Here is a 26,029-nt window from a genome sequence, read left to right on the forward strand (position 1 = left end):
GCAGCCCGGCGTGCGCGTTTCGTTGATCGAGTAGCTGCCGGGCGCCAGCCCGGCCTGCCCCTTCCGTGGATCGAGTAGCTGCCGGGCGCCAGCCCGGCCGCGTATCGAGATCGGGCTACCCCGGCCGGCGGATCTCGTCTCGATACGCGCGGCTTCGCCGTGCTACTCGACGAGCGGGGGAGGGGCGCCGCCGCCGTGCTGGCGACGAGCCGCCGCACCCGAGGATCGAGTAGTTGCCCGGCGCGAGCCTGGCCCGCCCCTCCCGCTGATCGAGTAGCTGCCGGGCGCCAGCCCGGCCGCGTATCGAGATCGGGCTGCTCTCGTCGAGCCGGCGTCGTCTCGATACGCGCGGCTTCGCCGTGCTACTCGACGGACGAGGAGCGCCACCACTCGTCGTCGGGCGTCACCGGCATCCGCCGCTTGTGCTCGGTGCGCTCGTACTTCGTGGTGATGTCCTCAGCCACATCGGCGGGCACCTCCTCGCCCCGCAGGAACGCGTCGATCTCCTCGTAGCTGACGCCGAGCTCGTGCTCGTCCGCCTGCCCCGGCTTGCCGTCGAGCAGGTCGGCCGTCGGCTCCTTCTGCCACAGGCGCTCGGGCGCATCGAGCTCCCGCAGCAGCTCCTTGCCCTGGCTCTTCGTGAGCCCCGCGAGCGGCAGCACGTCCGCGCCGCCATCGCCGTACTTCGTGTAGAAGCCGGTGACGCCCTCGGCGGCGTGGTCGGTGCCGAGCACGAGCATGCCCAGCTGCCCCGCGATCGCGTACTGCACGACCATCCGCGCCCGTGCCTTGACGTTGCCCTTGTGGTAGTCGACGACCTCGCCGATCGCCGCCTCGACCTCGCGCTCGAGCGCGTCGACGCCCGGCTTCACGTCGACGACGACCTCGCGATCGGCGCTGCAGAAGCTGAGCGCGAGCTGCGCGTCCTGCTCGTCGTGCTGCACGCCGTAGGGCAGTCGCACGCCGACGAACGAGGCCTCGTGCCCAGCGGCGCGACGGCGCTCGACCGCGAGCTGCGCCATGCGTCCGGCGAGCGTCGAGTCCTGCCCGCCGGAGATGCCGAGCACGTAGCCCTTCGCGCCGGTGGCCTCGAGATAGTCGACGAGGAAGGCGATGCGGCGCTCGAGCTCCGCCGCCGGGTCGATCGAGGGCTGCGCGCCCAGGGCGGCGATGATGTCGGACTGCGAGGTGCGTGAGGAGCGATCCATGGCGGGAAGCCTAGCCCCGGCGCCTCACAGCCGTGTGCGAGCCGACATTGACAATCGTTCTCAACAGCGCGTACCGTTGCACCGCACGGCAGAGCGCGGTGCTGGACAAGGAATCACATGCGGAACCTCCGGACGATCGGCGCGATCGGCGCGATGTCCCTGGCCCTGACCGGATGCGCGAGCACGGCGACGGGTGCCGACGCGACCGACGACCGGCTCGAGATCGTCGCCACGACGACGCAGCTCGCCGACATCACGCGCGGCGTCGTCGGCGACGCGGCCACCGTCACGAGCCTGCTCGAGCCCGGCAGCTCCGCGCACGCCTTCGACCCCGGTCCCTCCGCGCTCACGGCCCTCGCCTCGGCAGACCTGCTCGTGATCAGCGGAGCCGGCCTCGAGTCGTGGCTCGACGGCACCGTCGAGGCCGCGGGCTTCGCCGGCACACTCGTCGACACCTCCGAGGGGCTCGACCTCATCGCCGCCGAGGACGACCCGCACGAGGGCCACGACCACGAGGGTCACCCCGGAGACGACGCGGCGCACGAGGGCGAGACGGCCGAGGAGCACGCGGCCCACACCGACGAGGCGGATGGCCACGCCGAGGAGGGCCACGAGGGCCACGACCACGGCGCCTTCGACCCGCACGTCTGGACCGACCCGGCGAACGCCATCCTGCAGGCCGAGGCCGTGCGCGACGCCGTGGTGGCGGCCGACCCGGATGCCGACATCGACGCATCCGCCGATGCCTACCTCGCGCAGCTGCGCGCCCTGCAGGAATGGATGCGCGCGTCGATCGAGCAGGTGCCGGTCGAGGAGCGCCTCGTCGTCACGACGCACGACACCTTCGGCTACCTCGAGCGCGCGTTCGACGTGCAGGTGGTGGGCACGGTGCTGCCGAGCCTCGACGACAGCGCCGATGCGAGCGCGGCGCACATCGACGAGCTCGTCGCCGAGATCCGCGAGAGCGGAGCGCCCGTCGTCTTCAGCGAGAACGCGATCGACCCGCAGCTGGCCGCGACCATCGCCCGCGAGGCCGGCGTCGAGCTGCGCCAGGGCGAGGACGCGCTCGCCGCGGACGCGCTCGGCCGCGAGGGCACCCCGACCGGCAGCTACATCGGCTCGCAGATCCACAACACCACCGCGATGGTGAGCGCGTGGGGCGGCGAGCCGCTGCCGGTGCCAGAATCGCTGTCGTGAACCCAGCGAGCACCGGCACCGTCGTCGAGATCGCCGACGCCGCCTTCGACTACGGCGGCCCGCCGGTGCTCAGCGACGTGAGCTTCGAGGTGCAGGCGGGTGAGGCGGTCGCGCTCATCGGCCCGAACGGGGCGGGGAAGTCGACGCTGCTCGCCGGACTGCTCGGACTCGCGCAGCACGACGCTCGCATCTTCCGGGTGCCGACCGGCCGCGGCGAGATCGGCTCCCTGCCGCAGTCGAGCGAGATCGACCCCGCCTTCCCCGTGACGCTCGAGCAGGTCGTCGCGATGGGCCGCACGCCGCGGCTCGGGCTGCGCTGGCCCGGCGGCCGCGACCGGCGCATCGTCGCCGACGCCATCGCGACCGTCGGCCTCACCGAGCAGCGGCGCACGCGCTTCGGCGACCTGTCGGGCGGGCAGCGGCAGCGCGGCCTGCTCGCGCGGGCGCTCGCGAGCGAGCCGCGGCTGCTGCTGCTCGACGAGCCCTTCAATGGGCTCGACCAGGGCTCGCGCGACGCGCTGCTCGACACGATCGCCGCGCTCAAGGCGCGCGGCGTCGCGCTCATCATCACGACCCACGACCTCGACCTCGCGCGTGCCGTCTGCGACCGCACGCTGCTCGTCAACCAGCGGCAGATCGCCTTCGACGACACCGGATGCGTCCTGACGCTCGAGCGCGTCGAGGCCGCGTTCGCGTCGCACGTGATGGAGATCGACGGGCACACGCTCGCCACCACCGAGCATCACGAGGCCGACCACGCCGACCGCCACCAGCACCTGCTGCAGGCCGACGGCGCCCGCGAGCCGCGCGACGCCCGATGAGCCAGCCCGCGATCGCGGCGCTGCTCGACCCGTTCACGCCGTTCGCGGCGCCCTTCCTGGCCCGGCCGCTGCTGCTGCTCATCGCGCTCGCCGTGGCAGCAGGCACGGTCGGCGTGCTCGTGCACCTGCGCCGGCTCGAGTTCTCCGCCGACGGCCTCACGCACGCCGTCTTCCCCGGCCTCGCGATCGGTGCGGCGCTCGGCGGGGCCGCGGGCCTGCTGCCCGGGGCCATCGGCGCAGCGCTCGTCGCCGCAGTGGTGCTCGCCCTCATCTCGCGCCGCGGCCAGCCGCGCGACACGGCGGTCGCGATCGTGCTCACGAGCTTCTTCTCGCTCGGCGTCGTGCTCGTCTCCGCCTCGCAGGGCGTCGCAGGCAGCCTCTCCGACTTCTTCTTCGGAAGGCTCCTCACCATCACCTGGGGCGACCTGCGAGTCGCGCTCGTGCTCATCGCGATCGGCGTCGCGCTCGTCGTCGCGACCGCGGGCCAGCAGCTGTTCGCGGCGTTCGACGCCGCCGGGGCGCGTCGCGCCGGGCTGCCGGTGCTCGCGCTCGAGACCGTCGGCACGGTCGCGGTCGCGCTCGTGGTGGTCGCCGCCTCCGCCTCGGTCGGCACCCTGCTCGCGCTCGCCGTCGTCATCGTGCCCGCCGCCGCGGCGCGCGCGGTGACGCGCTCGCTGCGCACGGCGGTCGTGGTCGCGATCATGTTCGGCGCCGTCACCGGATGGCTCGGGCTGTGGCTCGTCGTGCAGCTGGCCCAGCTCGGCGTCGACGCTGCGCCCGGCGCGACCGTCGCGCTCACGATGATCGGTGGCTACCTGCTCGCCCTGGCGGCCGGTTCGGTGCGCGCCCGGGGGCTGCGCGGCCGCTCGCAGGGCTCGGCCGCGATCGCGACGGCGGGGGCGCGCTGATGCCGCAGCTCGACTTCTTCGGCCTCGCGATGCTCGAGGTGGTGCTCGCCGGTGCGCTCGCGAGTCTCGTGGGCGTGCTCGTCGTGCTGCGCGAGCGGGCCTTCTTCACGATGTCGCTCACGCACGCGACGTTCCCCGGGGCCGTCGCGGCCGCCATGCTCGGCGGTTCCGTGCCGCTCGGCGCGGCGGTCGCCGCCGTCGCGCTCATCGCCGTCGCGGTCGGCATCGGGCGCATCCGCTCCCAGGGTCCGGCCGTCGCATCCGGCGTCATGCTCACCGCGGGCTTCGCGCTCGGCGCGCTGCTGCAGTCGCTCGCGCCGCTCGCGATCGACGTCGAGTCGTTCCTGATCGGGCAGGTGCTGGCCGTCACCGGTGCCGACATCGCGCTCACCGGGGTGCTCCTCGCGGTCGCCGTGGCCGTGTGGGCGATCGCCGGACCGCACCTGGTCTTCTCGAGCGCCGACGAGGCCGGCTACCGGCGAGCGGGCCTGCGGCCGTGGGTGCCCGAGGCCGTGTCCCTCGGGCTCATCGCCGCGACCGTCGTCGCGATCATGCCCGTCGTCGGCGCGATCCTCGGCGTCGCGCTCATCGTCGCGCCCGCGGCGGCGGCCCGGCTCGTCGTGCGCGACTGGCGGTGGATGCTCGTGCTCGCGCCCGTGATGGGCATCGCGTCGGGCGTCGCGGGACTGCTCGCCTCCCGCTGGTTCGACATCGCGGCGGGCGGGGCGATCGCGCTCGTCGCGGCGCTGCTGTACGCCGCCGCCTGGGCCGTCGGCGGCCGGCGGACGCGGCAGGCGACCGGGCGGTCCGCGCCGGTTCGTGGGACGATCGAGGCGAGGACACCATGACCCACGCAGACCCCACCACCGACGCCGCCGACGCGGCCCCGCGCCGCACGACGAAGCAGCGCGAGGCCGTGCGCGAGGCGCTCGCCGCGAGCGAGGAGTTCGTCTCGGCGCAAGCGCTGCACCAGTCGATGCGGCAGTCGGGCTCGACCGTGGGGCTCGCCACCGTCTACCGGGCGCTCGCGGCGCTCGCGGAGGACGGCGAGGCGGATGCGCTCCAGTCCGGTGGCGAGTCGCTCTACCGCGCCTGCACCCCGACGCACCACCATCACCTCATCTGCCGCCGGTGCGGTCGCACCGTCGAGCTCGAGGCGGCCGCGGTGGAGCGGTGGGCCGGGCAGGTCGCTGCGGCGCACGGCTTCGTCGAGCCCGAGCACGTCGTCGACATCTTCGGCCTCTGCGGCGAGTGCGCCGCGCAGGTCGCGGCCCCTGAGAGGGACTCGCGCCCGCTCAGCTGACCGAGGGGTCGAAGTCGAGCCTGATCACCGATGTGCCGAGGTCGGGGCCGAGTGCGGCGAGCTCGCCCGCCGTCGGGTGATGGCCGGGCGCAGTCCTGATGCCCATGCGCTGCGCAGACCCGCCTGCGTCGAGCGCCTTGCGGACGGCTTCGCCCATCTCGCCCGGCGTCATCGGCACGAGCGTCCCCCGGGTGCGGAACGCTCTGGCCCGGTAGGTGACGGTGACGGGTGCACCGCCCTCGAAGTTGTAGCGCCAAGCGGCGCCCGTCATCGCCACCGGAGCGCCATCGACGAGCAAGAAGTTGACGGGCACGGTGATCCGGCGACCGGTGCGCCTGCCCTGGAAGGCCAAGAGCATGACGCCGGGGAGACGGCGACCCAACGGCGACGCCAGCAGGGGCCTCATGACGACGTTCATCGCCCGCAGTACAGCGGGCGGAGGCGGCGGAGCCAGGGAGACGCCACGCTCGGCTCGTGCCATGATGCATCCCTCCTGCAGCGACCTGTGCTCGGCACGGTACTCCGCCGCAGGCTCGACAGCGGCTGCCGATCTCGGCGCATGTGACAGCGCGTCGGCACGGACGCGTCCCCAGGCGCGGCTCGCGCGCGGGCGCGACCCAGGCAACCCTGTGATGATGTCGCAACGACCTCAGGAGGCCACCGTGACGAACCAGCCGAGCGCCTACAGCGAGCAGCAGCCCGCGAGCGTGCCAGCCGCCAGCGCTCGACCCCGGCGCATCCTCGGGATCCAGCCGGTGCTCTTCGTCGGCATCTGCCTGCTCGCGATCGTCACGATCATCACGGTGGTGCTGATCTTCGTCGGCGACTTCGAGAGCCAGGCCGCGCGCGTCGTCTGGACCGTCGTGGTCTTCCTGGCCTTCACCGCACTGCTCGCGCTCGACCTCGTGCTCGCTCGCCGCTCCGCGACACCGCTCGTCATCGGGGTCGCCGCGAACGTCTACCTGCTCGCCGTGCTCATGATCGCCATCTGGATGAGCGGTGCCGGCGGCGGGCGGGAGCCGTGGGAGGACGACTTCCTGTTCGCCGAGCTGTTCGGCGTCGTGCTGCTGACGATCCTCGTCGTGCGCGCGGCCGCCGCGGGCGCGTGGGGCCTCATCCGGCTCGGCGACCGCGGGCGCGCATCCATGGCTCGGGTCATCGGGCTCGTCGCCGCGAGCCTCCTCGGGCTCGTGGGTGTGCTGCTCACGCTCCACTTCGCGATCGACGCCTTCGGCTTCGACGTGGGGGAGTGGTACTGGCGCGCGACGGTCGCCGCGATCGTGGTGACGGCCCTCGCCGCCTCGATCACGGTGCTCCTCTACTGGAACCGCCGCAACATCGACTGGCAGGAGGCGGAGGCTCGCGGCGAGCACGTGCGCCCCGTCGCGACCGCAGCGGCGGGGCCGTGGCCGGGCCAGCAGCCGTGGCCGCAGCAGTCGATGCCCCCGCAGTCGGTGCCGCCGCAGTCGGTGCCGCCGCAGTCGATGCCCCCACAGTCGATGCAGCGCCATCCCATGCAGCCGCCGCCTGCGCCGCCGACGGGTGGGCTGCTGCCCTGGCCGACGTACGCCGACGGCACACCGCTGCCCATGGGCCCCGACGGCCAGCCTGCGTTCCCGCCGAGCCGCTGACGGGCCGCGCTGACCTCGATGGTTTCGACGCGCTCAGCGCGCTGCGCGCGCGGACCGGCTCAACCAGCGGGTGGACTCGGTATTGCCGCTAGGCATCCGCATGGCGTAGGATTGCTCGTTGGTGCGGTCTCGACCGCGCAGCGCACGTGCCTCCCAACCCCGCAAGGATCGGGTTCAGCGTGCGCAGGCAAGTGATCTTGGGTGGGCTCCGGCCCACGGTAACCACATGGAGGCACCAATGGCAGCCGTATGCCAGGTGACCGGAGCCATTCCCGGCTTCGGACACAACATCTCGCACTCGCACAGGCGCACGAAGCGACGCTTCGACCCGAACGTGCAGCGCAAGACCTATTTCGTCCCGTCGCTGCGTCGCAACATCACGCTGAACGTCTCGGCCAAGGGCATGAAGGTCATCGACGCCCGTGGCATCGAGGCCGTCGTCCGTGACATGCAGGCTCGGGGGGTGAAGCTCTGATGGCGAAGAAGTCCCAGGACGTCCGTCCGATCATCAAGCTGCGCTCCACGGCGGGCACCGGCTACACGTACGTGACGAAGAAGAACCGTCGCAACAACCCCGACCGACTTGTGCTGAAGAAGTACGACCCCATCGTGCGTCAGCACGTCGAGTTCCGAGAGGAGCGATAATGGCCAAGAAGAGCATGATCGCCAAGAACGAGCAGCGGAAGATCATCGTCGCCCGCTACGCCGAGAAGCGCGCTGCGCTCAAGAAGGCGCTCGTCGACCCCAAGAGCACCGATGACGAGCGCGAGGCCGCTCGACTCGGGCTGCAGAAGCTGCCCCGCAACGCTTCGCCGGTGCGCGTGCGCAAGCGCGACGCGATCGACGGCCGCCCCCGCGGCCACGTCGGCGCGTTCGGCATCTCGCGAGTGCGCTTCCGCGACATGGCGCACCGGGGCGAGCTGCCCGGCGTGACCAAGTCGAGCTGGTAAGCACCTGATTCGCACGAAGCCCCCGACCGCGAGGTCGGGGGCTTCGTCGTTCCGGCGCGGATGCGCCTCCGGCGACGGCTAGACCCGCCGGACGGTCGCGTCCGCCGGGGAGACGAGCAGCCAGCGCCAGCCGTAGGGCTCGAGCTCGAGCTCGAGCGAGCCGTCCACCGTGATCGACGACTGGTCGAAGCGGTCGACGAGCGTCACCGGCCCCTCCTCCGAGGCGAGCTCGAGCTTCACCGCCGTCCGCTCGTCGCCGAGGCTGTGGAGCGCGAGCATCGTCCAGTCGTCACCCCGGCACACGTGCGCGAGCACCGACCGCTGCCGCACGCCGACGACCTCGAGCTCCGCCCACGCGAGCTCGGGGGTGTCGCGGTAGAGGTCGGTGAGCTGCTGGATGTGGCGCCACAGCGACGTCGGATCCCGCTGCTGGTCGGCGACGTTCACGCGTTGCGGGCCGAGCTCGCCGCGCGTCGGCGGCCGCGTCCAGCTGCGCTGCGGCGCTGCCGAGAAGCCGCCGCTCGCATCCGGCTCCCACTGCATCGGCGTGCGCACCGCGTAGCGGCCGGGTACCTCGAGCTCCTCGCCCATGCCGATCTCCTCGCCGTAGAACAGCACCGGGCAGCCCGGCAGCGAGAACATCAGCGTGTAGACGAGCCGCACGGCGCGGTCGTCGCCGAGCATCGTCGGCAGCCGCCGCCGGATCCCGCGGCCGTACAGCCGCATCCCCTCGTCCGGCGCGAACGCCTCGAAGACCTCCTCGAGCTCGTCGGGCGCGAGCTTGTCGAGGGTGAGCTCGTCGTGGTTGCGCACGAAGTTCGCCCACTGGCTCGCCGGCGGCAGCTCGGGCCGGTCGCGCAGCGCCTTCGCGAGCGGACGGGCGTCCTTGCGGGCGAGCGACAGGAACAGCGCCTGCATCGAGACGAAGTCGAACTGCAGGTGCAGTCCGCTCGCCTCGCCCTCGGCCTCGAACCACTGCAGCTGCTGCTCGTGCGGCAGGTTGACCTCGCCGAGCAGCATCGCCTCGCCGTTGCGGCGCGAGACGAAGCGCTGGATGGCCCGCAGGTGATCGGCGCCCCGGTAGTCGGGCGCCCGCCCGGTGGTCTCGGTGCCGTGCGCGGGGTCGGTGCTGAACAGGAATGGCACCGCATCGACGCGGAAGCCCGAGACGCCGAGCTCGAGCCAGAGGCCGAGGTTGCGCTCGATCTGCACCTGCACGGGCGGATGCGCGATGTTGAGGTCGGGCTGGTGCGCCCGGAAGTGGTGCAGGTACCACTGGCCTGTGCGCTCGTCCTGCGTCCAGGTGGAGTCCTCCTCGCCGGGGAAGACGGGCGCGTCCTGCTGCGCCGGCGGCTCATCCCGCCACACGTACCAGTCGCGGTGCGGCGACTCGCGCGACGAGCGGGAGGAGCGGAACCACGGGTGCTCCGCCGAGGTGTGGTTCATGACGAAGTCGATGATGACGCGCATGCCCTGCGAGCGAGCGACCCGGATGACCTCCACGAGGTCGCCGAGCGTGCCGAGCCGCGGGTCGACGCCGAAGAAGTCGGTGATGTCGTAGCCGTCGTCGCGGTCGGCGGTGGGGAAGAACGGCATGAGCCACAAGCACGTGACGCCGAGGTCGGCGAGGGTGTGGATGCGCGAGACCAGCCCCTGCAGGTCGCCGATGCCGTCGCCGTCGGAGTCCTGGAACACCTGCACGTCGAGGCAGTAGAAGACGGCGTTGCGCCACCAGCTGTCGGCGGCCTCGATCGGCCTGGGACTCACGAGGCGACCTGCAGCGCCGGCAGCACGCGCTCGCCGAACGCGTCGATGAAGGCGGTCTGCTCCTGGCCGACGTGGTGCAGGTAGACGGCGTCGACCCCGGTGCCGAGGATCTCGGCGATGCGCCCCTCGTGCACGGCGAGGTCGTTCGAGACGGTGACCGCCTTGCGGATCGCCTCCTCCGAGACGTCCTTCGTGCGCCGGTCGAAGTCGTCGGGGAACGCGAGGTCCCACGCCTCGGGCGGCGAGACGGTGCCGCTGCGCCACTGGTCGCGGGCGATGGCGAGCGCCTCCGACTCGTCTTCCGCCCACGAGAGGTGCAGCTGCGCCGACACCGGGCCGCGACCGCCGGCGTCGCGGTAGGCCGCCACGACGTCGCGCAGTGCCGCGATGTCGCCTGCGACGGTGATGAACCCATCCGCCCACTGCGCGTGCCGCGCGGCGGACTCGGGCGTGATGGCCGCGCCGATGAGCTTCGGCGGCGTCGCCGGCCGCGACCAGACGCGGGCGCGGTCGACCGAGAAGGTGCCCTCGTGCGACACCTCCTCGCCGGCCAGCAGCCGGCGGATGACGTCGACGCTCTCGAGCAGCCTGCGCTCGCGGGTCGGCTTGTCGGGCCAGGCGTCGCCCGTGACGTGCTCGTTCATGTTCTCGCCCGAGCCCAGCGCCGCCCAGAAGCGGTCGGGGAACATCTCGCCGAGCGTCGCGATCGCCTGCGCCGAGACGACGGGGTGGTAGCGCTGGCCGGGCGCGTGCACGACGCCGAACGTGAGCGGCGTCGAGGCGAGCGCGGCGCCGAGCCACGACAGCGCGAACCCGCTCTCGCCCTGCGCGTCGAGCCAGGGCGCGAGGTGGTCGGAGCACATGGCGGCCTGGAAGCCGGCCTCGTGCGCGTGGATGACGTCGCGGAGGAGCGTGCTGGGCGGGATCTGCTCGTGCGAGCAGTGGAAGCCGATGACAGACATGGGCCCAACGGAAGCGCGGATGCGCCGAGCCGTCAAGCGCGCCGACTCCCAGCCAGGTGTGCCAGCGCGTGCCACCGCAAGGCTCAGACGACGGCGGATGCGCTCAGTCGAGTGGCCGTCGGCAGCTCCCCGGCGTGGAGCGCGCGCCAGGCTGCGCCGAGCCGGGCCATCGCCTCGGTGGTGAGCTCGGGCTCCCACGTGATGGGGATGCGCGCGAAGCGGTCGAGCACGCCCGACGCCGAGAAGCGGGGGCCGGGCGGCAGCAGCAGGCCCCGGTCGCGCGCCCCGAGCGACAGTGCCGTCGACCACGGCCCGCCGAGGTCGACCCAGGCGGCGAGCCCGCCGGGCATCGGCGGCATGGCGACGCCGGGCAGGTGCGCAGCCAGCCCCGCCGCCACCGCGGCCCGGCCGGTGCGCAGCCGCTCGCTCGTGCGCGCGAGCAGCGCGTCCATGTCGTCGAGCAGCTCGATCGCGATGCACTGCTCGAGCAGCGGGGTGCCCAGGTCGATCGAGGGGCGAGCACCCAGGAGCGCCGCCACCTGCTCGCGGCCCGCGCGGATCCAGCCGATCCGCAGCCCGCCCCACGCGATCTTCGACATCGAGCCGATCAGGATCGCCGGGCCGTGCGCGGCGAACGGCCGAGGCGTCCAGCCGCGGTCGATGTCGAGCTCGGCGCACGTCTCGTCGACGATGAGGAGCGTGCCGGTGGCGCGCGCGACCGCCGCGAGCCTCGCGCGCTCGAGCTCCGGCATGGTCGCGCCCGTGGGGTTGTGGAAGTCGGTGATCAGGTAGGCGAGCGCCGGCCGCTGGGAGCGCAGTGTCTCGACGAGGTGGCTCGCGTCCCAGCCGCCGTCGGGCGTGACGGGCGTCGGCACGAGCCGGTGACCGGTGCGGCGCAGCGCATCCATCGCGTGCGGGAAGCTCGGCTGCTCGACCACCGCGGCGCGGCCGCGCTCGCCGAACGCCGCGAGCACCACGGTGAGCGCGTGCATCGCTCCGCTCGTGATGACGATCTGCTCGGGGTCGGTCGGCAGCCCGCGTGCCGTGTAGCGCTCGGCGACGCGCTCGCGGAGCTCGAGCAGCCCGTCAAGGGAGTAGCCGGGCGTGCCGAGCAGCCCAGCGAGCCGGTCGAGCGCCCGCACGGTCGCCGCGTGCAGGCCGGGTGTCGATCCGACCGAGGCGATCGTGAGGTCGATCACGTCGTCGCCCACGGCGGCGGGGCGCTGGATGCGCTGCGCCGGCAGGGCGGCGCGGGTGCCGGAGCCGTGGGTGCGCACGACGTAGCCGCCCGACTCCAGCAGCTCGTAGGCCCGCGCGATCGTCGCGCGGGAGCGGTGCAGCTCGGCGGCGAGCGCGCGCTCGCTCGGCAGCCGCTCACCCACGGTGATGCGGCCGTCGAGCAGCAGCATGCGGATGCGGTCCGCGAGCGACTGCGCCACCGCGCTCGTCGCGCGCCACTCGCCGAGCTGGGTGCCGAGCCGGGATGCCATGCGCCCATTCTGCCCTGCAGTGGACTGCACCAGGCGAGCCACTTGCGCGCGAGTGGCCCGCGCTGAGGCATGGCCGATGCAGTGGAATAGGACGGTGACGACCGGCCCCTCCACCCACGACTCCGCGACGAACCGTGCGCCGCGCATCCGCCGGCTGCTGCTGCCGATCGACGCGCTCGGTCCCGCCGACACGACGGCGCGCGTCGTGCAGCTGATGATCGGGCTGTTCCTCTACGGCATCTCGCTCGCGATGCTCATCCGCGCCGATCTCGGCGTCGGCCCGTGGGACGTGTTCTCGCTCGGCCTCGCCGTGCACCTGCCGATGAGCTACGGCACCGCGACGGTCGTGGTGTCGGGTCTCGTGCTGCTCGTCTGGATCCCGCTGCGGCAGAAGCCCGGCATCGGCACGCTCCTGAACGCGCTGCTCGTCGGCCCGGCCGCCGACCTCGGGCTGCTCTTCATCCCCGAGGTGGACGGGCTGTGGGCGCAGGCCCTGCTGCTGGCCGGCAGCATGCTGCTGCTGGCCTTCGCGACCGGCCTCTACATCGCGCCGCAGCTCGGCCCCGGCCCGCGCGACGGCCTCATGACCGGACTCGTGCGCATCACCGGCTGGAGGGTGTGGATCGTGCGCACGCTCATCGAGGGAACGGTGCTGCTGCTCGGCTGGCTGCTGGGCGGGCCGGTGGGCGTCGGCACCGTCATCTTCGCCTTCGGCATCGGCCCGCTGATCGGCATCTTCCTGCCCTACTTCTCGCGTCGGCGGGCCGAGAAGGTGGCGCGGCTCCGCGCCGCCCGCGCGGCCGCCGACCGCCGCTGAGCGGCCAGATCGGTCCGCGATCCGCGGAAATCCGCGGAAAATGCGGCGTGTCGGCCGCCTTCTGCCCCCGCTTGCAGGGCCGCGGGGCTACGTTCGGGGGTGGTCGGAGCCCCTTCGGGCACCGACGGATGCCCGCCCCAGGCGGGACGGACATGCCACCATCAGGAGGACATCATGGCTGAGACCATCAACAAGACGACCCTCGCTTCGAAGATCGCAGCGACGACCGACCTCTCGCAGGCCAAGGTCACGGCAGTGCTCGACGCGCTCTTCGACGAGGTCTCGGCGGCCGTCGCCGCCGGCGACAAGGTCTCGATCCCCGGCTTCTTCAGCGCCGAGCGCACCGAGACCGCTGCCCGCACGGGCCGCAACCCGCAGACGGGCGACGAGATCCAGATCGCAGCCGGCCACCGCGTCAAGCTGACCGCCGGCTCGAAGCTCAAGGCCGCCGTCAAGTAGATCCCACCACCGCAGCACCAGGAGGGGCTCCGCCGATCGGCGGGGCCCCTCCTGTCTCCCCGGGGGCCGCCGCGGCGCCTCCGGCTCTGGGACAGTGCAGAGCAGTGGCGACTACCCTGGATGGGTGCAGCGCATCCGTCTCCTCGCGCCGGCGCTCGCGATCCTCGCCGGCCTGGCAGCGACGTGGGCGGCGCTCGAGTTCGGCGGCGGCGCTGCCGCGCCTACGCTGCAGGACCCCGGACCGGCCGTGCGCTACGGCGTGCCGATGGCGACGATGCTCCGCAACCTCGCGATCGCGGCCGCATTCGGCGGCATCGTGCTCGCCTGCTTCGCGCTCGTGCCGCGCAGCCGCGACTGGCACCGCACGCTCGACCTCGCCGCCGCCTCTGCCGGCATCGCGACGGTCGCCCACGGCTTCGTCGCCTTCGGCTCGTTCCGCCAGGTGGTCTCGAACCCGGTCACCGCGACGAACGACTTCGGTGAGCTGCTGCAGTTCTTCTTCGTCGAGGTCGAGACGGGCAGGCTCCTGCTCGGCACGCTGCTCTCGCTCGCGCTCCTGACCGTGCTGCTGCTCGTCGCGCGCAGCCCCGTCGCTGCCGGCTTCACGGTCGCGCTGTGGGCCGTGCCGTTCTGGCTCATCGCCTCCGGCGGCCACGCCGGCGGCACCGCCAATCACACGCTGGCCGTCTCGTCGCTGCTGCTGCACCTGCTGTTCGTGTCGATCTGGCTCGGCGGGCTGCTCCACGTCGGCCTGCTCGCCCGCGGCCGCGACGCATCCGCACCGGCGGGCGCATCCGCCCCGGCCGTCGCATCCGCCCGCGAGCCCGCCGGCACCGCCTACGGCGACGTGCTGCTGCGCTACTCGAGTCTCGCGCTCGTCAGCTTCCTGGTGGTCGCGTTCTCGGGCGTCGTCTCGGCGTGGGTGCGCATGGAGGGCGACTGGTTCAGCGAGTACGGCATCCTCTCGATCGCTAAGGCTGCGCTGCTGGTCGTGCTGGGCGTCTTCGGCGCATGGCAGCGGATGCGCATGCTGCGCCCCGCGCAGACGGCGCGCCTGCGCGTGCCCGGCAGGGCCATCGCGCTGCTGCTCGCGCTCGAGCTGACGGTCATGGGCGTGACGGCCGGCGTCGCCGCCGGCCTCGCGCGCACGCCGACGCCGGTGCCCGAGATCCCGCCGGGCGCGGAGGCGACGCCCGCCGAGATCCTCACCGGCCGGCAGCTTCCGCCGCCGTTCGAGCCCGCGCGGCTCGTCGACCAGTGGGCGATCGACCCGCTCTGGACCGTCATCGTCGCGATGCTCGGGTTCTTCTACGTCGCCGGCGTCGTGCGGCTCGCCCGCCGCGGCGACCGCTGGCCGGTCGGCCGCACCGTCTCGTGGCTCGCCGGCCTCCTGCTGCTGTGGTGGTGCACGAACGGCGCGCTCAACCTGTACCAGGAGTTCCAGTTCTCGCTCCACATGCTCGTGCACATGCTGCTGGGCATGGCGGTGCCGGTGCTGCTCGTGCCGGGCGCGCCCATCACGCTCGCGATGCGCGCGATCCGCAAGCGCGGCGACGGCTCCCGGGGCGGTCGCGAGTGGCTGCTCGCGATCGTGCACTCGAAGTACATGGAGGTGCTCAGCTCGCCGCTCGTCTCGGCCGGGCTGTTCGTCACGAGCCTGTGGGTCTTCTACTACACGCCGCTGTTCGAGTGGGCGATGGACGAGCACCTCGGGCACGTGTGGATGGTCGTGCACTTCGTCGGCTCGGGCTACCTCTTCGTGCAGGCGATCATCGGCATCGACCCCGGCCCCGCCCGCCCGCCGTACGCGCTGCGGCTCGTGCTGCTGCTGGGCGCGATGGTGTTCCACGCCTTCTTCGGCATCACGCTCATGACGGGCGACGCGCTGCTGCTCGCCGACTGGTTCGGCGCGATGGGCAACGGCATCGACGCGCTCGAGGACCAGCGGGTGGGCGGCGGCATCGCCTGGTCGATCGGCGAGATCCCAACCGTGATCCTCGCGATCACGACGGTCGTGCTGTGGGCGCGCAGCGACCGGCGCGACCAGGTGCGGCTCGACCGGGCCGCGGTGCGCGACGGTGACGCCGACCTCAACGCCTACAACGACATGCTCGAGCGGATGGGGAAGCGATGACCGACGGACGTGACACGCTGCGCGGCTCGGCCGAGCGCGCGGAGCAGCACCTGCCGGAGGAGCTGGCGGCCTTCGCCGAGGGGCGCGCGCTGCGGCTGCGCATCGTGCGGCACGCCGAGACCGAGCACAACATCAACCACCTCATGCAGGGCTGGTCGGACTCGCCGATCACCGAGCGCGGGCGCGAGCAGATCGAGGCGGTCGCCGAGCGGCTGTCGACGGAGCGCTTCGACCTCGCCTTCTCCTCCGACCTGCAGCGCACCCGCACGACCGCCGAGGGCATCCTCGCCCGCCTCGACCCGCGGCCGCCGATCCGGTTCGACGAGCTGCTCCGCGAGTGGAACTTCGGCAGCCACGAGGAGCGGCCCGCGGCCGACGTGTGGCGCGAGGTGATCGTGCAGCACGGCTTCGAGGTCGACCGCGAGTTGAGCGCGCTGCGCTCGATCGGCGAGCAGGTGGGCTGGCGCGGGCTGTTCGACACGATCGCGCAGCTCGACGCGAGCGGGCAGGCCGAGCAGGCGGCCGAGACCGTCGTGCGCGCCGACGCGGCGCTCGAGCGCGTCGTGCGCGCCGCATCCGCCGTGCCGGGCGACGGCGAGGCGCAGGTGCTCGTGGTGTCGCACGGCGGCTTCATCACGTCGCTGCTGCGCCAGCTCGTGCCCGAGATCACGCCCGACACGATCATGCCGAACTGCTCGGTCACGACCGTGTCGCTGCCGGCGGGCACGCTCGTCTGGCAGCTCGACGGACTGGGCGAGACGGCCGACGCCCGGCGCTGAGCCGAGCGGGCCGGTCTGGCGAGCGCCTCACGCTCATCGTCGTCGGCCTGAGAGCAAGTCGCGTCGCGACCGTAACGCGCAGGCCGTCGCCGCGAAACCGCCGCACGCGAGAGTCATCAGTGCAGTCCCGCACCATTCGGAGCGGGGCGTCCGACTCTCGAAAGGCACGGCATGTCGTACGTGAAGCCAGCCGATCTCGTCGTCCGCATGATCGACGCGGGCCAGGCGAAGGTCCTCATGTCCACTCGCGACACCCTCATCCGCGCCTTCATGGCCGGTGCGATCCTCGCGCTCGCCGCGGCGTTCGCGGTGACGGTGTCGACCCGCACCGAGAGCCCGCTGCTCGGCGCGATCCTGTTCCCCGTGGGCTTCTGCCTGCTCTACCTGCTCGGGTTCGACCTGCTCACCGGCGTCTTCACGCTCGTGCCGCTCGCCTGGCTCGACAAGCGCGCGGGCGTCACGCTCCGCGGCATGCTGCGCAATTGGGGCCTCGTCTTCGTCGGCAACCTCGCGGGCGCCGTCGTCGTCGCGCTGCTGATGGCGATCTACTTCACCCAAGGCTTCACGCAGGCGCCGGATGCGGTGGGCCAGGCGATCGGGCACATCGGCGAGGGCCGCACGCTCGGCTACGCCGAGCACGGAGCCGGCGGGATGCTCACGCTGTTCGTGCGAGCGGTGCTCTGCAACTGGATGGTGTCGACGGGCGTCGCTGCCGCGATGATGTCGGACTCCGTCACCGGCAAGGTGCTCGGCATGTGGATGCCGATCATGCTCTTCTTCTACATGGGCTTCGAGCACTCGATCGTCAACATGTACCTGTTCCCCTCCGGCCTCATGATGGGCGGCGCCTTCACCCTCGGCGACTACCTGGTCTGGAACGAGATCCCGACGCTGCTCGGCAACATCGTCGGCGGGCTCAGCTTCGTGGGGCTCACGATGTACGCCACGCACGGACGCCCCGGACCGGTGCGCACACCTGCCGAGGGCGTGCGGCTGCCGAAGGCGGGCGCGGCCATCCGGTGATGTGCGCCTGCGCCGGCGTCGCCGGGCCCGTGCGGCTCGGCGGCGCCCCGGCGCGTGCACTCGAGTCACGCCATCATGGATGCACGCGAGCGGGACGGGTGGTGACACGGATGGCCGAGTCCACAGGGTTGCGCCAGGTGATGGCCGGATGCACCGTGCTGGTCACCGCCGACCGCCGCGCAGGCGAGTTGGCGGCGGCGCTCGAGCGGCGGGGTGCGACGGTCCGTCATGCGCCCGCGCTGAGCATGATCCCCAACGCCGACGAGCCAGCGCTCCTCGCCGCGACGCGCGCGCTGCTGCAGGCGCCGCCGGACGTGCTCGTGGTCACGACCGGTGTCGGCTTCCGCGCCTGGATCGAGGCGGCCGACGCGCAGGGGCTCGCCGACGACCTGCTGGCGGTGCTCGGCCGCGCCCGCATCGTGGCCCGCGGGCCGAAGGCGCGCGGGGCGATCCAGGCCGCGGGCCTGCAGGCCGACTGGGTCGCGGAGTCGGAGACCTCGGCGGAGGTCGCGGAGGTGCTGCTCGGCGAGGGCGTCGCCGGGCTGCGCATCGCGATCCAGATGCACGGGGCGGGAGCGGACGGGCTGGAGGCGGCGCTCGCTGCGGCCGGCGCGCTCGTCACCGAGCTGGTGGTCTACCGCTGGGGACCGGCCCCCGACCCGGAGCTCGTGCGCGCCTCGGCCCGGTCGGCGGCCGCGGGGGAGATCGACGCGGTCGTCTTCACCTCCGCACCGAGCGCGGAGGCGTGGCTCGCGACGGCCGATGCGGAAGGTGTGGCTGACGCGGTCGCCGCTCGCTGCCGCGACGGGCAGCTCGTGCTCGCGGCGGTCGGGCCCGTCACCGCGAAGCCGGTGCTGCGCCGCGGGATCGAGCCGCTCATGCCCGAGCGCGGCCGACTCGGCGCGCTCGTGCGCGCGCTCGTGACGCACTACGAGCAGATCGAGTCGGTCGCGCTCGGCACGGTCGCCGGCACGCTCATCGTGCGCGCACGCGTCGCGGTCCTCGACGGTCGCGTGCTGCCCATCTCTCCGTCCGGCCTCACGGTGCTGCGGCTGTTGGCGCGGGCGGGTGGCTCGGTCGTCGCCCGCGAGGAGGTGCTGGCCGCCCTCCCGGGCGACTCCACGGAGTCGCACGCCGTCGAGGTGGCGATCGCGCGGCTGCGCGAGGCGCTCGGCCGCAAGGATCTCGTGCGCACGGTCGTCAAGCGCGGATACCGGCTCGAGCTCGGACCGCAGCACTCCTAGTCCGCGACGGCGGAGCCGGCTCGTCCTCACAGCGCCGGCCGTGCCGCCGTGACGTCGAGGTCGCAGGATCGTAACGGGGACGCGCATTCGACGAAACGCCCCGCGCTTAGCGTCGGAGCCATGACCGAACAGACGCAGTCCCGACCCCAGCGGGTCCTGGTGGTGGGCGCCGGCATGGTGGCGCACCGACTGGTCGACCGGCTGCGCGCGCAGGATCGCGACGGCGCGTGCACGGTCACCGTCATCGGCGATGAGCCGTGGCGCCCCTATGACCGGGTTGCGCTCACCTCGTACTTCGCCGGCACGCCGGCCGCGGGACTCGAGCTCGGGAGGCCGCTGCTGTGGGCCGACCCGCGCGTCCGGCTCGAGAGGGGCGACGAGGTCGTCGCGGTCGATCTCGACGAGCGCACCGCACGCTGCGCATCCGGCGCCGTCCACGCCTGGGATCACCTCGTCTTCGCCACGGGCGCCGCCGCGGCCGTGCCCCCCATCCCGGGCACCGACCTGCCGGGAGTGTTCGTCTACCGCTCGCTCGACGACGTCGTGGCGATCGAGCGGGACGTCGAGGCCCTGCTCGCCGACGCCCGCCCGGGCGAGCGGCCGCGCGCGGTCGTGCTCGGGGGTGGGCTGCTGGGCCTCGAGGCCGCCGGCGCGCTGCGCGACCTCGGCGCCGACCCGACCATCGCGCAGTCCTCGGGTCACCTCCTCTCCGCGCAGCTCGACGCGGGCGGCGGCGAGGCCGCGCGGCAGTTGCTCGCGCAGGGCGGCGTCGACGTCCGCACCGGTTCGCGCGCCGCCGCGCTGCTCGCGAGCGACAGCGGCAGGGTGGCGGCCGTCGCGTTCCCCGACGGCGGCACGCTCGAGGCCGACATCGTCGTGATCGCCGCCGGGATCCGGCCGCGCGACGAGGTCGCAGCGCTCGCCGGCATCGAGCTGGGGCCGCGCGGCGGCATCCGCATCGACGGCGCTTGCCGCACGAACGTCGACGGCGTCTGGGCGGTCGGCGACGTCGCGACCCTCGATGGCCAGATCTGGGGCCTCATCGCGCCCGGCAACGAGCAGGCCGACGTGGTCGTCGACCGCCTGCTGGGCGGCGAGCGCGCGCTCGGGCCGGTCGACGCATCCGCCAAGCTGAAGCTCGCCGGCGTCGAGGTCGGCAGCTTCGGCGACGCCTTCGGTCGCACCGACGGCGCCGTCGAGGTGGTCTACGCCGACCCCACCGCGGGCGTCTACAAGAAGCTCGTCATGTCCGATGACGGCCGCACGCTGCTCGGCGGGATGCTCGTGGGCGACGCGAGCGCCTACGCCGGGCTGCGGCCCCTCGTCGGCCGTGAGCTGGGCGCCGACCCCGCCGCCTACCTGCTGCCGACCGACGGCACCCCGATCGCAGGCGACGGGCTGCCGGACGACGCCGTCGTCTGCTCCTGCAACGGCGTATCGGCAGGGACGCTGCGCGACGCCGTGCACGTCGACGGCTGCGCGACCTTCGGCGAGGCGAAGGCCTGCACGGGCGCCGGCGCGGCATGCGGCTCGTGCGTGCCGCTCGCGACGAAGCTGGTCAACGCCGAGCTCGCGAAGACGGGCGTCGAGGTGAGCCGCGCCATGTGCGAGCACTTCGCGCTCTCCCGCCGCGAGCTGCTGGACGCCGTCCGCGTCTCCGGTGCTGCGACCTTCAGCGACATCCTCGAGCGGCACGGCGCCGGCGGGCGCGGCTGCGACATCTGCCGTCCCGCGATCGCGTCGATCCTCGCCTTCGTCAGCACCGGCCACGTGCTCGACGGCGAACGAGGCAGCCTGCAGGACACGAACGACCACGTGATGGCGAACATGCAGAAGGACGGCACCTACTCGGTGGTCCCGCGCATGCCGGCCGGCGAGGTCACGCCCGACGGGCTCATCGCGGTCGGCCGCGTCGCGAAGGAGTTCGGGCTCTACACGAAGATCACCGGCGGGCAGCGGATCGACATGTTCGGTGCCCGCATCGAGCAGCTCCCGAGCATCTGGGCGAAGCTGATCGACGCCGGCTTCGAGTCGGGCCAGGCCTACGGCAAGGCGCTGCGGAACGTGAAGTCGTGCGTCGGCTCCACCTGGTGCCGCTACGGGGTCCAGGACGCGGTCGGCATGGCGGTGCTGCTCGAGCTGCGCTTCCGCGGTCTTCGCTCGCCGCACAAGCTCAAGTTCGGCGTCTCGGGGTGCGCGCGCGAGTGCGCGGAGGCGCGGGGCAAGGACGTGGGTGTGATCGCCACCGAGCAGGGTTGGAACCTGTACGTGGGCGGCAACGGCGGCTTCACCCCCCGCCACGCGGAGCTGCTCGCCGAGGATCTGGACGACGAGGCTCTCGTGCGCGCGATCGACCGGTACATCGTCTACTACATCCGCACCGCCGACCGGCTGCAGCGCACCGCTCGCTGGATCGAGGACCTCGAGGGGGGCATCGACAGCCTGCGGGGGGTCATCTTCGACGACGCCCTCGGCATCTGCGACGAGCTGGACGCCACCATGCGCCGGCACGTCGACACCTATCGCGACGAGTGGCGGGAGACGCTCGAGGATCCCGAGAAGCTGCAGCGCTTCGTCTCGTTCGTCAACGCCCCCGACGCGGCCGACCCCGAACTCGCCTACGTGCCCGAGCGCGGGCAGCACCGACCTGCCACGGCGGAGGAGCGCGCCAGCGGTGCGATCCTCGCCACGAGCGGACTGGAGATCCACGCATGACCCTCATCGCCGACGCCCCCGTCCGCCTCAGCACCACGTCGTGGTGGCGCATCTGCCCCATCTCGTCGCTGCACCCCGAGCGGGGCGCCGCGGCCATCGTGCGGGGCGAGCAGGTCGCCCTCTTCCGGCTGCACGATGGCTCGGTACGCGCGGTGCAGCAGGCGGACCCGTACGCCGAGGGCGCCAATGTCATGAGCCGCGGCCTGGTCGGTACGCGCGGCGGCCGCCCGAGCGTCGCCTCACCGATGTTCAAGCACGTCTTCGACCTCGAGACCGGCGAGTGCCTGGACCCCAAGGGCGAGGAGGTGCGGCACCTCCGCTCCTACCCGGTGCGGGTCGTCGACGGCGTCGTGGAGGTGGCGGCATGAGCCTCGTCGCGCTCGACCTGCAGGGCAGGCTCGTCGTCATGGCCGGCGGCGGCGCCGTGAGCGCCCGCCGTGCGCGCGCCTACGCCGACGACGGCGCCGATGTGCTGGTCATCGCGCCCGCGCTCTGCGACGACCTCGCCGCTCTGGTGGCGCAGGACCTCGTGCGGCACCGCGCCGAGCGCATCCGCCCCGGCCACCTCGACGGTGCCTGGCTCGCGCACACCGCCACCGGTGACCCCGACGTGGACCTGCTGGTCGCCGCGTGGGCCGAGGAGCGCCGGATCTGGTGCGTCAACGCGGGCAGCGGGGCGCAGGGGAGCGCCCGCTCGGTCGCGACCGCCAGCGCCGGCGAGCTCCGCATCGGCGTGTCGTCCACGGGCGGCGCGGACCCGCGTCGCGCCGGGCAGGTCGCCCGTGCGCTCGCCGACATCGTGCACGAGGGCGGCATCGATCTGCGCCGCAGGCGAAGCGGCGGCGAGGGCCGCGTCGTGCTCGTCGGCGGCGGTCCCGGCGATCCCGAGCTGCTCACGGTACGCGGCCGGCGCGCCATCGCGGAGGCCGATGTCGTCGTCGTCGACCGGCTCGGCGCGCGCGGCGTGCTCGACGGGCTCGCCGACGGCGTCGAGGTGATCGAGGTGGGCAAGCGCCCCGGCCGGCACCCCGTGCCGCAGGAGGAGATCAACCGGATCCTGGTCGACCGCGCCGGCGCCGGTGCGGTGGTGGTGCGGCTCAAGGGCGGCGACCCCTACGTGTTCGGTCGCGGCGGCGAGGAGCACATCGCGTGCGCGACCGCCGGCGTGCAGGTCGAGACCGTTCCCGGCATCTCGAGCGCCATCGCCGTGCCCGCTGCCGCCGGCATCCCGGTCACGCACCGCGGCGTGGCCCGCGCATTCACCGTGGCGACCGGCCACGAGGCGCTCGCGCCCTCGGTGCTCGAGCAGATGCGCTCCGGTGACGCCACGGTCGTCGTGCTGATGGGCGTGGCGATGCTGGAGCGGATCGTCAACGCGGCGCTCGCGGTGGGTGCCCATCCCGCGCTCCCGGTCGCGATCGTCGAGGAGGGCACGACGGCTCGGCAGCGGGTCGTGCGGGGTCCGCTCGCCGCGATCGCGCGCATCGCGCAGGAGACGGGCGTCGTCTCGCCGGCCGTGATCGTCGTGGGCGAGGTCGCGCGCTTCGGACTCCTCGGCCCGCAGGCGACGGCCTCGGCACCGGTCGGAGCGCGCTCGTGATGCCCGCGCTGATCGGCTGCTCGCACGGCACGGCCGATCCCGCGGGGCGAGCGACGATCCGCGCGCTGCTCGAGCTGACGGCCGACCGCCTTCCAGGCGTGGATGTCGTCGAAGCCTTCGTCGACGTGCAGGAGCCCGCACTGCCCGACGTCGTCGAGTCGCTCGCGCCTCGGCCGGCGGTGATCGCGCCGCTGCTCCTCTCGACCGGCTTCCACGTCGAGATCGACGTCCGCCGCGCCGCCCGCCTGCGACCCGGCGTCGTGGCGGCGCCGCCGCTCGGACCGGACGACCGCATCACTGCCGTGCTCGCCGACCGCTGGCGTGCGCTCGGCGCCTCCCCGCTGGACCCGGTCGTGCTCGCCGTCGCCGGCTCCAGCCGCGCCTCCACCGTGCCGGCCGTCGAGGCGGTGCGCGACCGCTTCGCCGCCCTCACCGGCACCGCTCCGGTGCTCGGCTACGGATCGGCCGTCCAGCCGACGGTGCCGGGCGCGGTCGCGCTCGTGCGCGGCGCGAACGCAGCGCCGGTCTCGGTCGCCTCCTACTTGCTGGCGCCCGGGTTCTTCCAGTCGCGCGTGCTCGCCGCGGGTGCCGAGAGGGTCTCGGCGCCCCTCGGTATCGACTCGCGGATCGTCGACGTGATCGTCGATCGCTACCTGGCCGCGACCCTGCAGCTGCGCGCGGCCGCCTGAGCACGGAGCTCACTCCCGCGAGGGCAGGTGCACCTCGAGCTCGTAGAGCGCGCGCGGGTCCGCTTCGTCGACGCGCTCGCCCGCGAGGCCGAGCCTCCGGTAGAAGTCGGCCGCGACGTCGAGCGACTGCCACTCGAGCACGCGCACGCGCGTGTGCAGCTCCGCCCACTCCCTGACCGCCTCGAACAGCGCCGTGCCGGCACCGCGCCCGCGCGCATCCGGCGACACCCACAGGTCGTGCATGCGTGCGATCGACCAGTCGCGGTGCGGCGCGGGGCCGTAGTCCTGCGCCGCGGCGTAGCCGATCACCCGGCCGTCCTGCTCGGCGACGACGATGTGGTGGGCGGGGTTCTCGACGAGCGAGTCGAGTCGCTCGCGGTAGCGGTCGACCTTCTCGTCGGGCTCGTCGGCGCCGCGGTGGGCCGCGAACATCGGCAGCAGCACGGCGGCGTCAGCGGTCGTCGCCTGCCGGATGCCGATCTCGCCATCACCCATGTCGCCGTCGCCCATGCCGTCAGCGTAGCCGCGGGGTCTGCGAAGGCGTCAGGCGGCGGATGCGTGCGCGCCGCACGCGGGCTCGCAGGCCTCGCAGGTGGTCACCTGCTTGCGGCACGACCAGAGCCGGCAGTTGCCCATGCCGTTCGTCGCCGCGCCGCAGCTCGTGCACGTGCCGAGGATGGCGGCGCCGGCGCCGAAGTCCATCGTGCGGCGCTCGTCGAACACGTAGAGCGAACCCTCCCAGAGCCCGGCGTTGCCGAACGTCTCGCCGTAGCGGACGATGCCGCCGTCGAGCTGGTACACCTCACTGAAGCCGCGCTTCGTCATGAGCGACGACAGCACCTCGCAGCGCACGCCGCCGGTGCAGTAGGTGACGACGGGCTTGTCCTTGAGGTGGTCGTACGCGCCGGAGTCGAGCAGCTCGACGAAGTCGCGGGTGGTGTCGACGTCGGGCACGATCGCGCCCTTGAAGCGGCCGATGTCGGCCTCGAAGCGATTGCGGCCGTCGAGCAGCACGACGTCGTCCCGCTCCTCGACGAGGCGGTGCAGCTCGCCCGGCTGCAGGTGGGTGCCGCCGCCGACCACGCCGCCCGCGTCGACCTCGAGCTCGTCGGGCGCGCCGAAGGTGACGATCTCGTCGCGCACCTTCACCGTCAGGCGCGGGAAGTCGTCGCCCGTGCCGGTCGACCACTTGATGTCCATCCCCTTGAACCCCGAGTACTCGCGCGTGGCGCGCGCGTACCGCTTGCACGCATCCATCGGTCCGCCGACCGTGCCGTTGATGCCGTGCGGGGAGATGAGGATGCGGCCGGTCAGGCCGAGCGACGACGCGAGCGCGTGCTGCCACAGCCGCACCGCCTCGGGGTCGGCGATCGGCGTGAAGCGGTAGTAGAGCAGCACCTTGTGCATCAGACGATCTTCCCAGCCGCCCGGCCGGGTCGATGCCAGCCGCGGTTGTGCGAGAGCACCAAAGGTGACCGGTCGCGGTCGTCGGGTCGGGCAGGATGGCTCCTCGTGAACATGTGGTTGCAGTGGCTGATGGCCATGACCGTCAAGAGCAAGGGCAAGCCGGAGCTCGCGATCGACGACGTCGCGAAGACCTCGTTCCGAGTGCTGCCGACCGACATCGACCTGCTCGGCCACATGAACAACGGCCGCTACCCGTCGTACATGGACCTCGCGCGCGTCGACATGACGAACCGCACGGGCATGTCGGAAGCGCTGTCGAAGGCCGGCATCTACGCCGTCGTCGGGCAGTCGTCGATGGTCTACCGCCGCAGCCTCGACCTGTGGCAGCGCTTCGACATCGAGACCGCGGTGCTCGGCGGCGACGAGCGGGCGATCTACCTGCAGCAGCGCTTCGTCGTCGGCGGCGAGCTGCACGCGCGCGGCGTCGTGCAGGGGCGGTTCATCGAGAAGGGCGTCGGCACGGCGAAGATCGCCCGCGTCGTCGAGGTGCTCGAGGCGGCCGGCATCGAGGTGCACCTGCCCGAGCTCGACGAGCGGGTCGCGGAGTGGGCGCGCCTCAACGCGCTGCCGCCCGCCAGGGCGACGCACGCATCCGACTGGAACGGCCGCATCCCCCGTTGAGCGCGGAGGACGCAATGCGCAGCGTTGCGTCCGGAGCGCTCAAGGTCGAGTAGCACGGCCGCAGGCCGCGCGTATCTCTCATGGTCATTGGCTGGCCTGGGGCTGGCTGGCTGGCTGGCACCAGCTCTCGAGGACGTGGCTCTGCGCGTATCTGTCCCGCTTGGCGGTGACTTGATCTCGACCTGCCCGTCGGTCGGGGGCCGGTGCCGGCCCACCCGCGCCGATGGCTTGATAGAAGGCTGTC

27 protein-coding genes are annotated in these 26,029 nt (G+C 73.0%); 20 read left to right on the plus strand and 7 right to left on the minus strand.

The window, feature by feature from the left end:
* Window positions 1-362 precede the first annotated feature (362 nt).
* On the minus strand, window positions 363-1,208 hold the full coding sequence (gene nadE, locus ACLQ21_RS05400; RefSeq protein WP_425662226.1) for an ammonia-dependent NAD(+) synthetase: 846 nt from the start codon (window positions 1,206-1,208) through the stop codon (window positions 363-365).
* A gap of 117 nt (window positions 1,209-1,325) precedes the next feature.
* Here nadE and ACLQ21_RS05405 point away from each other — a divergent pair, with 117 nt between their 5' ends.
* Genes ACLQ21_RS05405 through ACLQ21_RS05425 form a run of 5 tightly spaced genes read left to right on the plus strand, consistent with a single transcriptional unit; the run spans window position 1,326 to window position 5,437 of the window.
* The gene (locus tag ACLQ21_RS05405; protein WP_425662227.1) at window positions 1,326-2,405 is read left to right on the plus strand and encodes a metal ABC transporter substrate-binding protein; all 1,080 of its coding nucleotides are present in this window, start codon (window positions 1,326-1,328) and stop codon (window positions 2,403-2,405) included.
* Window positions 2,402-3,226, plus strand: coding sequence for a metal ABC transporter ATP-binding protein (locus ACLQ21_RS05410; protein ID WP_425662228.1), 825 nt, complete (start codon window positions 2,402-2,404; stop codon window positions 3,224-3,226). Before ACLQ21_RS05405 ends, ACLQ21_RS05410 begins: the two co-directional genes overlap by 4 nt.
* On the plus strand, window positions 3,223-4,134 hold the full coding sequence (locus ACLQ21_RS05415; protein WP_425662229.1) for a metal ABC transporter permease: 912 nt from the start codon (window positions 3,223-3,225) through the stop codon (window positions 4,132-4,134). Before ACLQ21_RS05410 ends, ACLQ21_RS05415 begins: the two co-directional genes overlap by 4 nt.
* On the plus strand, window positions 4,134-4,982 hold the full coding sequence (locus ACLQ21_RS05420) for a metal ABC transporter permease (RefSeq protein ID WP_425662230.1): 849 nt from the start codon (window positions 4,134-4,136) through the stop codon (window positions 4,980-4,982). The genes ACLQ21_RS05415 and ACLQ21_RS05420 overlap by 1 nt, the downstream gene beginning before the upstream one ends.
* Window positions 4,979-5,437: a Fur family transcriptional regulator gene (locus tag ACLQ21_RS05425; RefSeq protein ID WP_425662231.1), complete on the plus strand. Its 459-nt coding sequence runs from the start codon at window positions 4,979-4,981 to the stop codon at window positions 5,435-5,437. Before ACLQ21_RS05420 ends, ACLQ21_RS05425 begins: the two co-directional genes overlap by 4 nt.
* Here ACLQ21_RS05425 and ACLQ21_RS05430 read toward each other — a convergent pair.
* Window positions 5,430-5,843 carry a hypothetical protein gene (locus ACLQ21_RS05430; protein ID WP_425662232.1) on the minus strand — a complete coding sequence of 138 codons (414 nt, stop codon included), beginning with the start codon at window positions 5,841-5,843 and terminating at the stop codon, window positions 5,430-5,432. The two genes, ACLQ21_RS05425 and ACLQ21_RS05430, sit on opposite strands and share 8 nt — an antisense overlap.
* A 256-nt stretch (window positions 5,844-6,099) precedes the next feature.
* Here ACLQ21_RS05430 and ACLQ21_RS05435 point away from each other — a divergent pair, with 256 nt between their 5' ends.
* From ACLQ21_RS05435 to rpsN, 4 genes are all read left to right on the plus strand, one after another.
* Window positions 6,100-7,068: a hypothetical protein gene (locus ACLQ21_RS05435; RefSeq protein ID WP_425662233.1), complete on the plus strand. Its 969-nt coding sequence runs from the start codon at window positions 6,100-6,102 to the stop codon at window positions 7,066-7,068.
* 238 nt (window positions 7,069-7,306) lie between these two features.
* Window positions 7,307-7,543, plus strand: a complete 237-nt coding sequence (gene rpmB, locus ACLQ21_RS05440) for a 50S ribosomal protein L28 (RefSeq protein ID WP_425662414.1) — start codon at window positions 7,307-7,309, stop codon at window positions 7,541-7,543.
* Window positions 7,543-7,713, plus strand: coding sequence for a 50S ribosomal protein L33 (gene rpmG, locus ACLQ21_RS05445; RefSeq protein ID WP_123696729.1), 171 nt, complete (start codon window positions 7,543-7,545; stop codon window positions 7,711-7,713). The genes rpmB and rpmG overlap by 1 nt, the downstream gene beginning before the upstream one ends.
* On the plus strand, window positions 7,713-8,018 hold the full coding sequence (gene rpsN / locus ACLQ21_RS05450; RefSeq protein ID WP_425662234.1) for a 30S ribosomal protein S14: 306 nt from the start codon (window positions 7,713-7,715) through the stop codon (window positions 8,016-8,018). The genes rpmG and rpsN overlap by 1 nt, the downstream gene beginning before the upstream one ends.
* Window positions 8,019-8,096: 78 nt before the next feature.
* Here rpsN and ACLQ21_RS05455 read toward each other — a convergent pair whose 3' ends face one another.
* From ACLQ21_RS05455 to ACLQ21_RS05465, 3 genes are all read right to left on the minus strand, one after another.
* Window positions 8,097-9,785, minus strand: a complete 1,689-nt coding sequence (locus ACLQ21_RS05455) for an alpha-amylase family protein (protein ID WP_425662235.1) — start codon at window positions 9,783-9,785, stop codon at window positions 8,097-8,099.
* Window positions 9,782-10,747 (minus strand): TIGR03885 family FMN-dependent LLM class oxidoreductase, encoded by a 966-nt coding sequence (locus ACLQ21_RS05460; protein WP_425662236.1) that lies wholly within the window; start codon window positions 10,745-10,747, stop codon window positions 9,782-9,784. The genes ACLQ21_RS05455 and ACLQ21_RS05460 overlap by 4 nt, the downstream gene beginning before the upstream one ends.
* A gap of 83 nt (window positions 10,748-10,830) precedes the next feature.
* Window positions 10,831-12,237: a PLP-dependent aminotransferase family protein gene (locus ACLQ21_RS05465; protein WP_425662237.1), complete on the minus strand. Its 1,407-nt coding sequence runs from the start codon at window positions 12,235-12,237 to the stop codon at window positions 10,831-10,833.
* 76 nt (window positions 12,238-12,313) lie between these two features.
* Between ACLQ21_RS05465 and ACLQ21_RS05470 the strand changes: the two genes are divergently transcribed.
* From ACLQ21_RS05470 to ACLQ21_RS05515, 10 genes are all read left to right on the plus strand, one after another.
* Window positions 12,314-13,054, plus strand: coding sequence for a YczE/YyaS/YitT family protein (locus ACLQ21_RS05470; protein WP_425662238.1), 741 nt, complete (start codon window positions 12,314-12,316; stop codon window positions 13,052-13,054).
* A 174-nt stretch (window positions 13,055-13,228) separates the two neighbouring features.
* A complete protein-coding gene (locus ACLQ21_RS05475; protein WP_425662239.1) occupies window positions 13,229-13,513 on the plus strand; it encodes an HU family DNA-binding protein in 285 nt (94 codons plus the stop codon).
* Window positions 13,514-13,637: 124 nt separating this feature from the next.
* Window positions 13,638-15,647, plus strand: coding sequence for a cytochrome c oxidase assembly protein (locus ACLQ21_RS05480; RefSeq protein WP_425662240.1), 2,010 nt, complete (start codon window positions 13,638-13,640; stop codon window positions 15,645-15,647).
* A complete protein-coding gene (locus ACLQ21_RS05485) occupies window positions 15,644-16,426 on the plus strand; it encodes a histidine phosphatase family protein (protein ID WP_425662241.1) in 783 nt (260 codons plus the stop codon). The genes ACLQ21_RS05480 and ACLQ21_RS05485 overlap by 4 nt, the downstream gene beginning before the upstream one ends.
* 171 nt (window positions 16,427-16,597) lie before the next feature.
* A complete protein-coding gene (locus ACLQ21_RS05490) occupies window positions 16,598-17,449 on the plus strand; it encodes a formate/nitrite transporter family protein (protein ID WP_425662242.1) in 852 nt (283 codons plus the stop codon).
* A gap of 110 nt (window positions 17,450-17,559) precedes the next feature.
* Window positions 17,560-18,693, plus strand: a complete 1,134-nt coding sequence (locus ACLQ21_RS05495; protein WP_425662243.1) for a uroporphyrinogen-III synthase — start codon at window positions 17,560-17,562, stop codon at window positions 18,691-18,693.
* Between the two features lie 120 nt (window positions 18,694-18,813).
* Window positions 18,814-21,408, plus strand: coding sequence for a nitrite reductase large subunit NirB (gene nirB / locus ACLQ21_RS05500; RefSeq protein WP_425662244.1), 2,595 nt, complete (start codon window positions 18,814-18,816; stop codon window positions 21,406-21,408).
* Window positions 21,405-21,776: a nitrite reductase small subunit NirD gene (gene nirD / locus ACLQ21_RS05505; protein WP_425662245.1), complete on the plus strand. Its 372-nt coding sequence runs from the start codon at window positions 21,405-21,407 to the stop codon at window positions 21,774-21,776. Before nirB ends, nirD begins: the two co-directional genes overlap by 4 nt.
* The gene (gene cobA / locus ACLQ21_RS05510; RefSeq protein WP_425662246.1) at window positions 21,773-23,008 is read left to right on the plus strand and encodes a uroporphyrinogen-III C-methyltransferase; all 1,236 of its coding nucleotides are present in this window, start codon (window positions 21,773-21,775) and stop codon (window positions 23,006-23,008) included. The genes nirD and cobA overlap by 4 nt, the downstream gene beginning before the upstream one ends.
* Complete coding sequence (locus tag ACLQ21_RS05515; protein WP_425662415.1) at window positions 23,008-23,697, plus strand: sirohydrochlorin chelatase; 690 nt, start codon at window positions 23,008-23,010, stop codon at window positions 23,695-23,697. Before cobA ends, ACLQ21_RS05515 begins: the two co-directional genes overlap by 1 nt.
* A 9-nt stretch (window positions 23,698-23,706) precedes the next feature.
* Here the strand turns inward: ACLQ21_RS05515 and ACLQ21_RS05520 are convergent, their stop codons facing one another.
* Both ACLQ21_RS05520 and ACLQ21_RS05525 read right to left on the minus strand, forming a co-directional pair.
* Window positions 23,707-24,207: a GNAT family N-acetyltransferase gene (locus tag ACLQ21_RS05520; RefSeq protein WP_425662247.1), complete on the minus strand. Its 501-nt coding sequence runs from the start codon at window positions 24,205-24,207 to the stop codon at window positions 23,707-23,709.
* Between the two features lie 33 nt (window positions 24,208-24,240).
* Window positions 24,241-25,104, minus strand: a complete 864-nt coding sequence (locus tag ACLQ21_RS05525) for a rhodanese-related sulfurtransferase (RefSeq protein ID WP_425662248.1) — start codon at window positions 25,102-25,104, stop codon at window positions 24,241-24,243.
* A gap of 111 nt (window positions 25,105-25,215) precedes the next feature.
* Here ACLQ21_RS05525 and ACLQ21_RS05530 point away from each other — a divergent pair, with 111 nt between their 5' ends.
* Window positions 25,216-25,785 carry an acyl-CoA thioesterase gene (locus ACLQ21_RS05530; protein ID WP_425662416.1) on the plus strand — a complete coding sequence of 190 codons (570 nt, stop codon included), beginning with the start codon at window positions 25,216-25,218 and terminating at the stop codon, window positions 25,783-25,785.
* Window positions 25,786-26,029: the final 244 nt, after the last annotated feature.

Source organism: Agrococcus sp. DT81.2 (assembly GCF_049844935.1).
Classification (GTDB): Bacteria; Actinomycetota; Actinomycetes; order Actinomycetales; family Microbacteriaceae; genus Agrococcus.

Bases quoted from the DNA above. Each gene is read 5' to 3' on its own strand.
- nadE (WP_425662226.1), bottom strand. From the start codon at position 1,208: ATGGATCGCTCCTCACGCACCTCGCAGTCCGACATCATCGCCGCCCTG.
- ACLQ21_RS05405 (WP_425662227.1), top strand. From the start codon at position 1,326: ATGCGGAACCTCCGGACGATCGGCGCGATCGGCGCGATGTCCCTGGCC.
- ACLQ21_RS05415 (WP_425662229.1), top strand. From the start codon at position 3,223: ATGAGCCAGCCCGCGATCGCGGCGCTGCTCGACCCGTTCACGCCGTTC.
- ACLQ21_RS05420 (WP_425662230.1), top strand. From the start codon at position 4,134: ATGCCGCAGCTCGACTTCTTCGGCCTCGCGATGCTCGAGGTGGTGCTC.
- ACLQ21_RS05425 (WP_425662231.1), top strand. From the start codon at position 4,979: ATGACCCACGCAGACCCCACCACCGACGCCGCCGACGCGGCCCCGCGC.
- ACLQ21_RS05430 (WP_425662232.1), bottom strand. From the start codon at position 5,843: ATGAGGCCCCTGCTGGCGTCGCCGTTGGGTCGCCGTCTCCCCGGCGTC.
- rpmB (WP_425662414.1), top strand. From the start codon at position 7,307: ATGGCAGCCGTATGCCAGGTGACCGGAGCCATTCCCGGCTTCGGACAC.
- rpmG (WP_123696729.1), top strand. From the start codon at position 7,543: ATGGCGAAGAAGTCCCAGGACGTCCGTCCGATCATCAAGCTGCGCTCC.
- rpsN (WP_425662234.1), top strand. From the start codon at position 7,713: ATGGCCAAGAAGAGCATGATCGCCAAGAACGAGCAGCGGAAGATCATC.
- ACLQ21_RS05460 (WP_425662236.1), bottom strand. From the start codon at position 10,747: ATGTCTGTCATCGGCTTCCACTGCTCGCACGAGCAGATCCCGCCCAGC.
- ACLQ21_RS05465 (WP_425662237.1), bottom strand. From the start codon at position 12,237: ATGGCATCCCGGCTCGGCACCCAGCTCGGCGAGTGGCGCGCGACGAGC.
- ACLQ21_RS05470 (WP_425662238.1), top strand. From the start codon at position 12,314: ATGCAGTGGAATAGGACGGTGACGACCGGCCCCTCCACCCACGACTCC.
- ACLQ21_RS05475 (WP_425662239.1), top strand. From the start codon at position 13,229: ATGGCTGAGACCATCAACAAGACGACCCTCGCTTCGAAGATCGCAGCG.
- ACLQ21_RS05485 (WP_425662241.1), top strand. From the start codon at position 15,644: ATGACCGACGGACGTGACACGCTGCGCGGCTCGGCCGAGCGCGCGGAG.
- ACLQ21_RS05490 (WP_425662242.1), top strand. From the start codon at position 16,598: ATGTCGTACGTGAAGCCAGCCGATCTCGTCGTCCGCATGATCGACGCG.
- ACLQ21_RS05495 (WP_425662243.1), top strand. From the start codon at position 17,560: ATGGCCGAGTCCACAGGGTTGCGCCAGGTGATGGCCGGATGCACCGTG.
- nirB (WP_425662244.1), top strand. From the start codon at position 18,814: ATGACCGAACAGACGCAGTCCCGACCCCAGCGGGTCCTGGTGGTGGGC.
- nirD (WP_425662245.1), top strand. From the start codon at position 21,405: ATGACCCTCATCGCCGACGCCCCCGTCCGCCTCAGCACCACGTCGTGG.
- cobA (WP_425662246.1), top strand. From the start codon at position 21,773: ATGAGCCTCGTCGCGCTCGACCTGCAGGGCAGGCTCGTCGTCATGGCC.
- ACLQ21_RS05515 (WP_425662415.1), top strand. From the start codon at position 23,008: ATGCCCGCGCTGATCGGCTGCTCGCACGGCACGGCCGATCCCGCGGGG.
- ACLQ21_RS05520 (WP_425662247.1), bottom strand. From the start codon at position 24,207: ATGGGCGACGGCGACATGGGTGATGGCGAGATCGGCATCCGGCAGGCG.
- ACLQ21_RS05525 (WP_425662248.1), bottom strand. From the start codon at position 25,104: ATGCACAAGGTGCTGCTCTACTACCGCTTCACGCCGATCGCCGACCCC.
- ACLQ21_RS05530 (WP_425662416.1), top strand. From the start codon at position 25,216: ATGTGGTTGCAGTGGCTGATGGCCATGACCGTCAAGAGCAAGGGCAAG.